Origin of the sequence: Microcoleus sp. OTE_8_concoct_300 (genome assembly GCF_031383065.1) — a bacterium.
Taxonomy (GTDB): Bacteria; Cyanobacteriota; Cyanobacteriia; order Cyanobacteriales; family Microcoleaceae; genus Microcoleus.
The window spans coordinates 16,846-28,750 of sequence record NZ_JANMZH010000392.1; the positions used below are offsets into that span (position 1 = coordinate 16,846).

Annotated in this window: 13 protein-coding genes; 8 read left to right on the forward strand and 5 right to left on the reverse strand. The window is 45.9% G+C overall.

All coding sequences use genetic code 11. The annotated features are described in order from the left end of the window. Positions 1-93: 93 nt before the first annotated feature. Positions 94-1,227, reverse strand: a complete 1,134-nt coding sequence (locus tag ACUVJL_RS17950) for a cob(I)yrinic acid a,c-diamide adenosyltransferase (protein WP_445247100.1) — start codon at positions 1,225-1,227, stop codon at positions 94-96. A 227-nt stretch (positions 1,228-1,454) separates the two neighbouring features. On the opposite strand from ACUVJL_RS17950, the gene fraC reads away from it, so the two are divergent. The 5 genes from fraC to larE all read left to right on the forward strand — a co-directional run bounded on the left by fraC (position 1,455) and on the right by larE (position 5,860). After that, complete coding sequence (fraC, locus tag ACUVJL_RS17955; protein ID WP_445247101.1) at positions 1,455-1,973, forward strand: filament integrity protein FraC; 519 nt, start codon at positions 1,455-1,457, stop codon at positions 1,971-1,973. A gap of 5 nt (positions 1,974-1,978) precedes the next feature. Beyond that, positions 1,979-2,977: a DUF5357 family protein gene (locus ACUVJL_RS17960; protein ID WP_445247102.1), complete on the forward strand. Its 999-nt coding sequence runs from the start codon at positions 1,979-1,981 to the stop codon at positions 2,975-2,977. 202 nt (positions 2,978-3,179) lie between these two features. After that, positions 3,180-3,953, forward strand: coding sequence for an ABC transporter permease (locus ACUVJL_RS17965; RefSeq protein ID WP_445247103.1), 774 nt, complete (start codon positions 3,180-3,182; stop codon positions 3,951-3,953). Between the two features lie 162 nt (positions 3,954-4,115). Continuing rightward, positions 4,116-4,895, forward strand: coding sequence for a Uma2 family endonuclease (locus ACUVJL_RS17970; protein ID WP_445247104.1), 780 nt, complete (start codon positions 4,116-4,118; stop codon positions 4,893-4,895). A gap of 137 nt (positions 4,896-5,032) precedes the next feature. Further along, entirely contained in the window at positions 5,033-5,860 is an 828-nt protein-coding gene (gene larE, locus ACUVJL_RS17975; RefSeq protein WP_333130802.1) for an ATP-dependent sacrificial sulfur transferase LarE, read from the forward strand. Here larE and ACUVJL_RS17980 read toward each other — a convergent pair whose 3' ends face one another. Then, on the reverse strand, positions 5,861-6,319 hold the full coding sequence (locus tag ACUVJL_RS17980; protein ID WP_445247105.1) for a hypothetical protein: 459 nt from the start codon (positions 6,317-6,319) through the stop codon (positions 5,861-5,863). Between the two features lie 5 nt (positions 6,320-6,324). Beyond that, a complete protein-coding gene (locus ACUVJL_RS17985; protein ID WP_445247106.1) occupies positions 6,325-6,648 on the reverse strand; it encodes a polymorphic toxin type 24 domain-containing protein in 324 nt (107 codons plus the stop codon). A gap of 789 nt (positions 6,649-7,437) precedes the next feature. Here ACUVJL_RS17985 and ACUVJL_RS17990 point away from each other — a divergent pair. Next, positions 7,438-7,638 carry a hypothetical protein gene (locus tag ACUVJL_RS17990; protein WP_445247107.1) on the forward strand — a complete coding sequence of 67 codons (201 nt, stop codon included), beginning with the start codon at positions 7,438-7,440 and terminating at the stop codon, positions 7,636-7,638. A 284-nt stretch (positions 7,639-7,922) separates the two neighbouring features. Beyond that, positions 7,923-8,621 carry an SGNH/GDSL hydrolase family protein gene (locus ACUVJL_RS17995; RefSeq protein WP_445247108.1) on the forward strand — a complete coding sequence of 233 codons (699 nt, stop codon included), beginning with the start codon at positions 7,923-7,925 and terminating at the stop codon, positions 8,619-8,621. Between the two features lie 170 nt (positions 8,622-8,791). Here ACUVJL_RS17995 and ACUVJL_RS18000 read toward each other — a convergent pair whose 3' ends face one another. Beyond that, entirely contained in the window at positions 8,792-10,618 is a 1,827-nt protein-coding gene (locus ACUVJL_RS18000) for a polysaccharide biosynthesis/export family protein (RefSeq protein WP_445247109.1), read from the reverse strand. Positions 10,619-10,854: 236 nt separating this feature from the next. On the opposite strand from ACUVJL_RS18000, the gene ACUVJL_RS18005 reads away from it, so the two are divergent. Continuing rightward, complete coding sequence (locus ACUVJL_RS18005; protein ID WP_445247110.1) at positions 10,855-11,550, forward strand: class I SAM-dependent methyltransferase; 696 nt, start codon at positions 10,855-10,857, stop codon at positions 11,548-11,550. Between the two features lie 19 nt (positions 11,551-11,569). On the opposite strand, the gene ACUVJL_RS18010 is transcribed toward ACUVJL_RS18005, so the two are convergent. Next, a partial coding sequence (locus tag ACUVJL_RS18010) for a DUF4864 domain-containing protein (protein ID WP_445247111.1) occupies positions 11,570-11,905 on the reverse strand: 336 nt, incomplete at its 5' end.

Consider the following 11,905-nt stretch of genomic DNA (forward strand, 5'->3'; position numbering starts at 1 on the left):
TAGTAACAAGGCTTTGTGGCAATGGACGGTTTTCCAGGCAGGGCCGTCATTTAATAATTCTGGCCTGGATCGAACCGAGTACCGCTCCGGGCTTTAAAAGTCTACGCCCCGCTTTAGTTCTACGCCCCGATCGCCGTAGTGTTTGTGACAGTATACCTCGGAGTGTACGCTTGCCAAGTCAAAGTAAGCGTGGGGTTTGTGGCAGCGCCCGGTGATAATAATTTCTGTATCCCGCGGCTTGCGTAGCAGGGCTTCTACGATCGGCTCTACTGGCAGCAGTTCTAAGTCTACTGTGGGATTGAGTTCGTCGAGAATAATCGTTTTGTACCAGCCACTGGCGATCGCACATTTGGCGATTTCCCAGCCGCGTTCTGCTTCGATGCTGTCTAACTCTTGCTGTTGTCCCCGCCAAACTATAGCATCCCGGCCGCACCGCTGGTGGTCTACTAGCTGCGGGTAGCTTTGCCGCAAAGCCGAGATCGCCGCATCTTCTGTATAACCGGTGCCGCCTTTGAGCCACTGCACGATTAACACGCGGTGAGATTGGTCTTGACTGATACCCCTACCTATTGCCTGTAAAGCTTTGCCCAAAGCGCTCGTAGACTTGCCTTTGCCCGCTCCCGTGTATATTTCGATACCTGAAATATGATGCTCGGCCGCTGCGGGGTGATAGTGGGGCTTCATTTCTGAGTGCAAGTCGGCAATATCCAGCAAAGCGGACGGGGCCGCTCGGCCTGTGGCGATTACTTCTAAATATTCTGGTTTGTTTTTGAGGGTTTGGACTACTTCGTCACAGGGCAGCAAACCCAAGTCCAATACGGGGTTTAGTTCGTCTAGTACCACCACGGAATAGAGCGAGCTTGCGATCGCTCCTTTGGCTATATCCCAGCCTCGCTGAGCTTCTGCGCGATCAAAGCGGGTGATTGCTTCGGCCCCAAAATATTCGGCACGGCCGGTGCGCACTTGGTCGATCAAGTGCGGAAATGCCCGTTGCAAGGCTTCTATTGCCCCGTCTTCGTCGTAGGAGCGGCCGGGGCCTTTGAGAAAGCGCAGCAACAAAACTCGCGTGGGCGAGTCAGAATTGATACCCAGCCCGATCGAGCGCAACACTACTCCCAAAGCTGCCTGAGACTTGCCTTTACCAGCGCCGTCGTAGACGTGAATCTGACCGGAGGCCCGTTCCGACCGGGATGAGGCTGTCCGAATACCAATGCCATTCCTTACCATAATCAGCAGTTATTTGAGTCTGTATCGGGGTGGGTATTCGATCGCGCCCCTTGAATGTTTAATTTTTCCATTCTGTTGGCGGATCTCAAAAGATTATACGATAAGTCCTAACCCCCTATTTTTTAAGCAGCGATCAAACGCAATCAGGGACTCCAACCTGCCGTTAATATTATTCCGCTTGTGGTGTACAATTAAAATTTAACACGGACTGATATACCTGAAGGCTTATGATTGCGAGTGTTTTCCCATTTCGGACTGTTTTGGTGCAAATTTTAATTATGTTTTTGGCGATCGCAATCGAATCGTGGTTTCTGCAAAAACTACTTAAACTCGGTCCCAAAACCAGCGTTGAATATACAGCCATCCTCAATCTATCTTGCGCTTGCGTAGGCTGGTTAGTTTTCTTCGGCATTGAAAGCGTTCTTTCCAAAGATTTGCGGGAACAGCTTATTGGTTATATTTTATTAGGTCGAGGCCAGGATGTTTACGCTCCACTAACTATGATAGCAGTCTCAGTATTGGCAGTAAGTTTTATAGCTAAATGGCAGGGATTAGAAATCATAGAAAACATGGTTTTAGGCAATAAAAAAGCTTCCAAACCTCAGTTTTTAGGACCGCCCACCCTCACCCGCCGTCCTCCCAAAAAAACTTTTCAAGTAACTACCCAGTTTGGTGGAATTTTAATCGCCCACACTGTTAGCAATGTCGTTATTTTAACCGTGTTGTTTTTGCAAAGCGTCTATTGAAATCTATGATGAAGCAATTTGTTGATGTCACTCAGCAACTCACTAAGCTGACGAACAACCTTTGGGAAACCAATAAAAAAGTCCAAAAGGCGATTATTCCGCCTAAAGTTGTCCACTGGAAGACGCCTTTACTGCTCAGCATCTTTTTAGCTTTGCTATCAGTGGCCGCAGTCACTGACTGGGGGACGAGAACTCTGCTTTTTGATATGAGCTGGTTATTTTTTACACTTTCAATGGGTTTGCTGACCAGCCAGCAACCTTTTGTGATTAACAGAGTAAGTCTGAGTCCGTGGGTGACAAGTATCTTAATTGGCTTGTGGTTGCTGGTAAGATTGCCATCGGATAGGAAGGAAATAGCATGGATATCGGGCCCACTTATAGCAGTAGTAGTTCTTGCTATCATAGATATTTGGAAGAGCGAGTCAAAACGGGAAGGTATCAGGTCGTTGGTGCGCCCTCAGTTTTTGATAATTACCCTAGTTCACCTGCTTTTTTCCTGTTGGTTTGCCTTTCACTTTTTAATTCAAGGTTGGATACAACAATATCCGAGCGTTTTATCGCAGGATTTGAGGGAAAGCGATTATGTGGTGACATTTCAACAGCCAACTATTAATCGCTCCCGAGGAGTTGTCATCCTCAATGCAATGGAGCGATATCTGCAAAAAGAAGCCAGCACAAAACCGTGGGCGCAGGTAGAGCAAATGTTAATAGATATTGACAACGAGCGATTTTTTCTGAAGAATCAAGCCTTAAAAACAACTGGGTTAGTCCCAGAAGATGCGAGCTGGGATGTCAAAACTTCGATCGTCCAAGGAGAGTCCCGCTATCAGTTAGAGATGCAGGCAACTTGGCTGGGGCTGGTTTTTAGACCGGAAATATATTCGTTTACCAAATCTTGCGAGGTGTTCGATATAGGCAATAGGGCGACTGTAACCTGCGATGCGATCAAACGCTCTCAACCCGGACAGAAAAAAGATGGAACTGCCAGAGACAGTCAAGTTTGAGCCTGTCTCCCGCAGTTAGGAGAGTGTCCCAGAAGAAAGGGTACGAAGGGGAGATTGGGGAGAATCTTCCCTCGAACCTCGGACTTCTTCCCTCAACATCCAATCCGTTAAATCCGTTAAATCCCGATTCACTGCGCGTTGGGGCCCTTCATTCTTCCTTATATTAAAGTATGGCGAAAGTTTCCAGCGGGTTAATAACTAGATGAATTTAAGAAGAATCTTGACAGTCGCGACTAATGTATTTTGGGAAGTAATTCGCGATCGCATCCTTTACTTAATTATTATTTTTGCTCTGTTGATGGCAGCCTCGGTACGGTTGATACCGGAATTGGCTGCGACAACCGAGAAGAAAATTATCTTAGATGTCGGTTTGGCTGCTATTAGCCTTCTCGGTCTAATTGCCACAGTTTTTGTGGCTACCGGATTGGTCAACAAAGAAATTGAAAAGCGCACTGTTTACCTGTTAGTTGCTAAGCCGATAAGTCGGGCTGAGTTAATTGTGGGCAAGCACTTAGGGCTGTCGGCGGTGCTGGCGGTGCTTGTAGCGGCAATGACTGTTATCTATCTGGCTATTCTGAGTGTGAGCCGCATTCCTTTCCCTTTGGAAAGCATTTTAATCGCTTCGTTGTTTCTCTGGTTTGAGCTGTGTCTGATGGCCGGTGTCGGGATTTTATTTGGGGTTTTTAGCAGTTCGCTGCTGGCAACTTTACTGACATTTGGCGTTTATTTGATGGGACATTCGACGCGGGATTTAGTGGCTTTGGGCAAGTTAACTAAAAATCCTGGCATTGAACAATTGATGATGGGACTTTATCTGGTTTTGCCGGATTTAGCCAGATTCAATTTGAGAAATGATGCTGTTTACGGACAAGTTCCTTACTTGGCGGGTTTGATTACAGATGCTGGGTACGGTTTGCTGTATTTGGTGCTGCTGCTGTCAGTTGCGATCGCCATATTTTCCCGTAGAGAATTTTAAAATGCCCATTCCGCACCTGCAGAGGAATAGTTTGTAGTGACGACTTTAGTCCTCACTACAAACCAATTTTATTATCGACTTAGCGCGCTAAGATAGAGACAAGGTTATCGATCGGCAATCTCGACTAAAACTCAAACTTTTATTCGTAAAATGAGGTGACTTATGACTACTGTAATTCACAAACCGATATCGCAGCTCAAGATTACTTGGCCGCTGCTACCCGATGATTTCATCCTACCAGACGACCCCGTGGAAAATATAGAACATCCTTTAATCTCTAACGGTTTGCGCCAGTCTGTAGTGGATTCCCCGGAACTAATGCAAGACGCACTAATAGTTTCTAATTTTGCTTTGTGCGCTGCTGTGGACGATCGCACTATTTGCAAAGCCCCAGACTGGATGTACGTGCAGCCAGTTCAACCTTGGCCTCACAACTATCCCCGCCGCAGTTACACGCCTCATACCGAAGGAACTGTCCCTTTTGTAGTGATGGAATTTCTATCAGCTACTTACGGCGACGAATACTCTGTCGAACACACAGAAGAAATCGGTAAGTGGTTTTTTTACGAACAAGTAATCAAAGTTCCTCGCTATGTCATTTTTCGGCCGCATACAGGCAGAATAGAAGTTTATGCGCTAGAATCAGAGCGTTATGACAATCAAAATCCTGATGAAAACGGCCGTTATTTAATACCTGGATTAAATCTATTTTTGGGAGTGTGGCAGGGAACTCGCGAAGGTAGAACGGGATATTGGCTGCGCTGGTGGACGGAGGGCGGAGAACTGCTTTTGTGGCCGGAAGAAAGGGCAGAAAATGAACGCCAGCGAGCCGATCGCCAACAGCAAGACAAAGAGTTAGCCGAGACGCTGCTGGAACAGGAAAGACAGCGAAATCAAGAACTTTTGGCTCGATTGGCAGCCCTCGGTATCGATCCCGAATAGCATTAGAAGTCCGATGTCCGTCGGAAAAAGGAACAGGTTCGAGGGAAAAAGGGAACCCGATCGAGATATGCTTTCTTCATCCTTGCTTTCTTTAGTTTGCTTTCTTACTTCTCTGTTTGTAACAAAAAGTTGAAATTATGTTAGTAGAAAAACTAGAACAATTAAAAGATATTTTCGCACAGATGGAACGGGCTTTGATTGCCTACTCCGGCGGAATTGACAGCACTTTGGTGGCAAAAATCGCTTTTGATGTGTTGGGCGATCGCGCTTTGGCAGTGACGGCAGTTTCCCCGTCTCTACTGCCAGAAGATTTAGAAGATGCGCGCATTCAAGCAGCAGAAATTGGGATTGCCCACCAGGAAGTACAAACTCAGGAAATGGCCAATCCAAATTACACTTCTAACCCGGTTAACCGCTGCTATTTCTGCAAAAGCGAACTGCACGATACTTTGAAACCCCTAGCACTAGCAAAGGGTTATCCTTATGTGGTGGATGGGGTTAATGCTGACGATTTAAAGGATTACCGTCCCGGAATTCAGGCTGCGAAGGAACGCGGCGCGCGATCGCCTTTAGCAGAAGTAGGCATGACTAAATTGGAAGTGCGGCAGTTGGCCAAAGAATTGGGTTTGCCTTGGTGGGACAAACCGGCTCAACCTTGTTTGAGTTCGCGCTTTCCTTACGGCGAAGAAATCACTGTTGGAAAGTTGCAAAGAGTGGGGCGCGCTGAACGGTATTTGCGACAGTTGGGACTGAAAAATTTGCGAGTGCGATCGGATGGAGATACGGCGCGCATTGAGTTACCAGCGGAGGAGATTCAGGAGTTTGTGGTAAATACGGATTTGCCTGCATTAGTCGCGGTGTTTCAAGAGTTTGGTTTTGTTTACGCGACTTTGGATTTGGAGGGGTTTCGCAGCGGCAAATTAAATCAGGTTTTGCAGCCGGAATTGTTGGGGGCGAAAGGTTGATTAATTTTCTTGAAAAAATGTCACTACAACCGTGTGTTCCTCCCGATCGCATTTAACTTGAAAACGGCGCTGAGGATAAAGCGATTTTAGGCGACTTTCCCACATCTGAGCTAATGCTTGTCCCAAATACAATAAATTCTCAGTGCTAGCGTTTTGGGCACCGGGGAGAATGTCATCAACGTGCTGGTGGTTCATCACCTGTTCAATTCCGGCGACATCATTCCCCAGCTCGATTTTCCACTGTTCGTATATTTGACTGTTAAAGGCTTCGGACAAAAAGATACCGCCTTCATGTTCGACAAAATCTGGCCAGAATAGTTTTGTGAAAGCTATGGCAATTTCAATGTTAGCTGCTCCAAAAAGATAATCCCAAAGCGAGAAATCATCACCGTTGGCTTTTTTCCATTGCTGGAAATCGCTTAGTTTATCTGCATTCAAGGATATTTGTTTGAGGGACATAATTTCTAGGGTATTTCATCCAATCTAGCTAGCCTAACTGTTTTCTCAGGTAGCACGAAAATGTCTCCTGCTGGGTTTTGGTTATGTTTATATTCAACGGCGTGAGGTGTCGGCACATTTGCATGAGCCTTTCCTGTCAAGTCTACTCGCTTAATTGCCCGTCCGCTGTCATCGTAGACGATATAGCTGGTAATGTTCTTGCCATCCATGCGGTAGAGTAAGTTTCTGGCACTTGCTCCATCTAGAGGAAATCGGCCGCTGACCAGGGTTCCGACGGCTATAAGTTTGCTAGCGGGAATGCCAACTGTCCAGTCAACTGGTTTAGACATATATAACTCCTGAATTATTTTACTACATCAGTTTGATATACAGCAGATTCCAATTGAGTGAAGTACATTTACCCCACCCGCCCTATCGGGCACCCTCCCCGAACTTCGGGGAGGGTGGGGGAGGGGTGTACTCCATTTAGATGCAAAGCGCTGTATTTAGGAACAAGATCTCACTTCACTCTGCTTTAGAAACGAGCCAAAAAAAAGGAGTTCCTGGCTGGGAGGAACTCCTGAGTATAGGGTTGTTTCATTTGTATTAATCGGAAAGTCGATTCTTAGTGGCGAGGCTTAAAAAAAAAGCCTGCCAAAACGACTATCAGAATTTTAGAGATCTATGAGTGCTGATTTGATACAGATCCAGCATAACTTAATAGCTCTGAATTGGGAACAGTTACTAAATTCTTAGGGATTTAATCTTTAAGTTTCTGCTAGATTGCGTTATAGCTCTTAAACAAAGGAGACTTACGGAAGCTTTAGCGGTTCTGGGGTTGGGCTAGGATCGAGTGTATGCTGACCCAATTTTAACAGTTGGAGCTTTAGTAATATGTCACAAACTCAGAAGACGCAAACTTCAGCGTCGCAATTTTTTACATTGCCCGATGAAAAAATAATTGTTTCGCGCACCCTATTGCGTGAGATTTTGCAGTTGCTGTCGCTGACTACGCCTTTGTTTAGCTCGCCTAAGCCCCCTGAGCGCCAATGGTCAGCGATAAAATGAATGAAGCTTTTTTGAGCCAAGAAGTTACTCCGTCGCGCTTTTGGCGATGGTAATAACCAGCGGGGGCAGCAATGACTACCATTACTGACCACATTGCAATCTGTATCGCGCTTTTGGCAGCAGGCAAATATCGAGCCAAGGAATACTGCTCGACTCTGGAAACCACGACAGACAATCAAACTCGACTGAATGCAGCTATTACAAAAATAGATGAAGCTGTGCAGGACTTCGAGGCTTTCACAAAGGCGCTGGCGAAGCTGCCACAGTCCTAAAAATGCGCTGGAGCGGAACCGGGAACTAGATGGTAATTAGTTCTAGTCAATACTGAGAATAGGTAAAGCAGTCCGCACTTACAGCGTATTCCAGGTCGATCGAGTAGAACGGCCCGGCCGCGTATCCCTACGGCGGCGGGGATAGATCGATAGGCGGGTGTCCTTCATAAACGTGGAATCTGCTGTATGCATGGGTGAATAATCTGGGCGACAATACTCGTGACATCGCCCGTGAATTAAAGCAATAGCATAAACTGAAGTAGCAGCCAATTGAAGCAAGTTTTATGAAAGTTAAATTTAAGTTAATCTCCGTTGTCTTGGCTTTGTTTTTGTGCGCTTACATCCCGTTTCAGGTGTTAGCTAACCCCCAACTTTCGGGAGATACAGTTAGCTCTGCACTGTGGTGGCAAGTTATTGTGTACAATCAGGTACAAGAAATTAAAGACCGGCAATATCAAGGCTGTGTGTGGGGCGACTCTATTTCCTCGGCTCTGGGCGATTCTTTGGGTGAAGAAAACTTTAATTTTGCCATCGGCGGGATGAGTTCAGTTTCGCTGCTAGAACAGCTTAAACTTGTAGTGCCACAGCGGTTTACCTGCGAAAAAGCGATTTTGGCGATCGGCACAAATGATGCTATGTACGGCATTAGCGACGACCAGTTTGTCAGCAATTTAAAACAGGCGATCGCAATTATGCGATCGCTCGAAACAAAACAGATTATTCTGATTCCTGCTTTTTACTCAACTCTTGCCGCCAGCTACAATTCTAAATCAGCAGGAACAATTGCTAGAGTTGACGAAATCAATGTTCTCATCGATCGAGTAGCCGCCGCCGAAAAAGTGACTGTTGAATCTCGTGGCATACAAGCATTGTTTAAGGAACATGAGCTCAATGCAGATTTAACAATTGACGGCGTTCACCTCAATGCCAAAGGTTTAGATATATACAGGAAAGTTTTGTTAAATGTTTTGAATTCTCCCTGAACAACGCGCAATTTTTCTGAAATAATATGTGTTTAAATTATTACTTTAAATTTCTTCGGTGCGGACTTGATGCGTGTAGTTTGAGCTTAACGACCGAAATCAAATTGTTTTGTAGGGAGGACTGAAGTCCTCACTACAAAATTAGAATGGTTATTTTACCTGACTAGATATCAAGGAGTAGTTGGCTGAATTTGCTGCGGCTGCTGATTCTGGAGCTGAAGTTGCTGCTGTTGAATCAGAAGCTGCTGATTCTGAAGATCTATTTGCCGCTGTCTGTCTTCAAGTTGCAGTCTTCTGTCTTCTGCTTGCTGCTGTCTTTCCTCACGTTGTAGCTCTCTTTCTAGCTGTCTGTCTTCACGTTGCTCTTGTCTGTCTTCACGTTGTTCGCGAATCTCTCTGAGCTGATTTCGCCGCTCGAAATCCCCTCCCAAAAATAAGTTTTGAAAAGCGTTGATAGTTGCTTGAAACCCAGTAAAAACCCCGCTAACCGAGTTGATCCCATTTACAGCTCCTGCGATCGGCTGCAAGAATCTGTTAATATTGTCTGCAGCCCTAGTATAACCCGATCGCGCTACAAGAATCACATCGTTGTTGCGGAGAGTTGGGTTATTATTAGGATTCAACCCTTGAGCAAAATCCACGTCGATCGTGCGGCGAGAAACAGTACCGTTGGGGTTCAAACGCAATAGTTCTACCTTGTCTTTGTTAGCCCGCAATTGATTGAAACTGCCTGCGGTCAGCAAAGCTTGGTGCAGGGATGTACTAGGCCGAACCAGCAAAGCCCCAGGCCGGATAACTTCCCCCACAATATTGATGCTAATCGCGTTCGGAGAAAAACTGCTAGTTGCGAGTTGAGAAACTTCAGCTAAGTCTACATTAGCTGCTGTCGGGATAATCACGCTATCTCCTTCTTGCAGCAAAATATCTTGAGTTGCGTCGCCTTTTTGCAGCAAATCCCACAGATTTACCATGATAGTTTGTTCGTTGCCACCTCTGACTCGGCGGCGAATTTGCACGCGGCGAATGTCAGCTTCTGTAGTGATACCACCAGCAATTTTCAATGCTCTAGTTATCGTTGGCAGGCCCACAACGGCTCCTTGCTGTTGCTCGATAGATACAAAACTCAACTCTGTTTGTTGGTTGCTCGATCGCACATCCGAAGCAAATACAGTATAAGGCCCGGGCCGGTTTACTTCCCCAACAATTACCACGCCAATTGGTTTAGTAATATCAGCGGAAAAATTAGCACTGGCTCTTTGACGGACTTCTTGAGTATTAAGGGCACTTGCTGTCGGTACAAAAATTGTATCTCCATCTCGAATGGTAACGTCTTGACGCAAATTTCCCGTCTCTAAAAAATCCTGCAAATCAACAGTAGTAACTTGCTCCGGCCCGCCTCTGCGGGGACGGCGAATTTGGACATTTCGCATATCTCCTGCTGATGTCACCCCTTTTGCAAGTTGCAGCATTTCCATCAAAGTCGGGAATTTTACTCCTCCTTCTCTAGTGGGATTAATCTTGTAGGAACCCGGGCGAGTAACTTCACCGGCAAGACCTATATTTAGGGGGCGAGCGGCGACCAGAGTCACGGTAATAACGGGAACATTGATGAAGGGTTCGTATCGCTGGGTAATCACGTTAGCGGCTTCTTGCAGCGTCAACCCTTGAATTAAGACGCTGCGAATGATTGGCAAATTGAGCGTCCCGTCAACTAACACTTGATATTCTCTGCTGAATTCAGGGACGCCGAAGATCTCTAAACCAATGCGATCGCCCGAGCCTAAAGTATAAGCTGCTTCTTGTGCCAGCGATCCAGAATTGCCGATCGGCGGCAAACTAGAACCCGGAGGTGGCAGCGGTACTCTCGGCCGGTTTGGGTTTCTAGCGGGATCCGGATTTCTGATGGCAGGCAACTGAGCTATACTGGGCAGCGAACTCAATAGCACCAGGAGTGCTGACAAACTCAGACTTGTAGCGGTTTGAACGGTATGTTTCATCTTTCTTCCCTGGTTGCAGCCTGGTAATCAACAAGAGCAATTTAGCTAGTTGATTTTAGTTTATTTTCCCTGCTGTCCAGTGTAGCCTCGCTTCGCTGCAAAATCCAGAGGTGGAATCATAAAAATTGTGCGATCGAGCGATTTTAGATTTTAGATTTTAGATTTTAGATTGGGAAATTGAAGGATTAAATTGATATAATCATAATTATCTGCTCTTATTTGCGAGTAAAAAATACGTGGGACTTAAGCTTGATAAGGTGATTCCCTGGGGACGGTGCTTGGATGAATACATAGGAATGTTTAGCTTGACATCAAGTGACCTCAAGCTAGCAATTCTTGATTGTGCCGGCGGCCCGGCGAGTTTCAATGCCGAAATGACTCGCCAAGGTAAAAAGGTAATTTCTTGCGATCCAGTTTATCAGTTTACTGCGGTGGAAATTGGCGATCGCATCCAAGAAACATATCACACTGTCATTGATGCTGTCAAGGCAAATGTAGACGGCTACCTGTGGAACAATTTTGAATCGCCGTACCAGCTAGGCTCCGTGCGAATGAAGACGATGCAGGAATTTTTAGAAGATTTTCCATCTGGCTTGCAGCAAGGCCGCTACATGAATGCTGAGCTACCCATTTTGCCTTTCGAGAACGGTCAATTTGATTTAGCTTTGTGCAGCCATTTCTTATTTGCTTATTCTCACCTGCTTTCGGAAGAATTTCATCGGTCAGCAATTACAGAAATGTGTCGGGTTGCGAAGGAAGTCCGCGTATTTCCTCTATTGCAGAGTTTTAGCGGGGAGGAATCCGAGCACTTAAATCCGATCATCACCGAATTGAAAAAGAGAAGTTTTAGTGTAGAAATTCAAGAGGCTCCTTATGAGTTTCAAAAAGGCGGGAATAAGATGCTGCGAGTTAGCAAAAAAAGCTCAGCATAAAAGTAAGCATAATTTATTATTATGTTAGGGAAACCAAATAACAGCCATTAATTCGCCAACTATTATCAAACTGTTTTTCCATGAGATAAATTGCTCGGATGGGGATGCCTTCCGAGTCGAGCAACAGCACCGGCTGAGCGGGAATTCCTTCTACAGTGGCGAGGTTTTCAAATAATACCGATCGCGGACGGTAGACAGCTTGATAGGCAATTTTTACCATGTGCATAAAGTTTTCTGCTGTGCGAAACTGCTGCTGAATTCCGGGACTGGCGAAGGCAAAAGCCCCAGCAGCATCGTCTTTTTGAAATGCTTGCAGTTGCTTTTCTACGACTGAGCGAATGGTAGCGCGATCGCT

What these genes read in the sequence shown, in the direction of transcription:
- ACUVJL_RS17985 (WP_445247106.1), bottom strand. Translation starts at nt 6,648, where the DNA reads ATGTCTAAACCAGTTGACTGGACAGTTGGCATTCCCGCTAGCAAACTT.
- ACUVJL_RS18000 (WP_445247109.1), bottom strand. Translation starts at nt 10,618, where the DNA reads ATGAAACATACCGTTCAAACCGCTACAAGTCTGAGTTTGTCAGCACTC.
- ACUVJL_RS17990 (WP_445247107.1), top strand. Translation starts at nt 7,438, where the DNA reads ATGACTACCATTACTGACCACATTGCAATCTGTATCGCGCTTTTGGCA.
- ACUVJL_RS17980 (WP_445247105.1), bottom strand. Translation starts at nt 6,319, where the DNA reads ATGTCCCTCAAACAAATATCCTTGAATGCAGATAAACTAAGCGATTTC.
- ACUVJL_RS17960 (WP_445247102.1), top strand. Translation starts at nt 1,979, where the DNA reads ATGATGAAGCAATTTGTTGATGTCACTCAGCAACTCACTAAGCTGACG.
- ACUVJL_RS17995 (WP_445247108.1), top strand. Translation starts at nt 7,923, where the DNA reads ATGAAAGTTAAATTTAAGTTAATCTCCGTTGTCTTGGCTTTGTTTTTG.
- ACUVJL_RS17950 (WP_445247100.1), bottom strand. Translation starts at nt 1,227, where the DNA reads ATGGTAAGGAATGGCATTGGTATTCGGACAGCCTCATCCCGGTCGGAA.
- ACUVJL_RS17970 (WP_445247104.1), top strand. Translation starts at nt 4,116, where the DNA reads ATGACTACTGTAATTCACAAACCGATATCGCAGCTCAAGATTACTTGG.
- larE (WP_333130802.1), top strand. Translation starts at nt 5,033, where the DNA reads ATGTTAGTAGAAAAACTAGAACAATTAAAAGATATTTTCGCACAGATG.
- ACUVJL_RS17965 (WP_445247103.1), top strand. Translation starts at nt 3,180, where the DNA reads ATGAATTTAAGAAGAATCTTGACAGTCGCGACTAATGTATTTTGGGAA.
- fraC (WP_445247101.1), top strand. Translation starts at nt 1,455, where the DNA reads ATGATTGCGAGTGTTTTCCCATTTCGGACTGTTTTGGTGCAAATTTTA.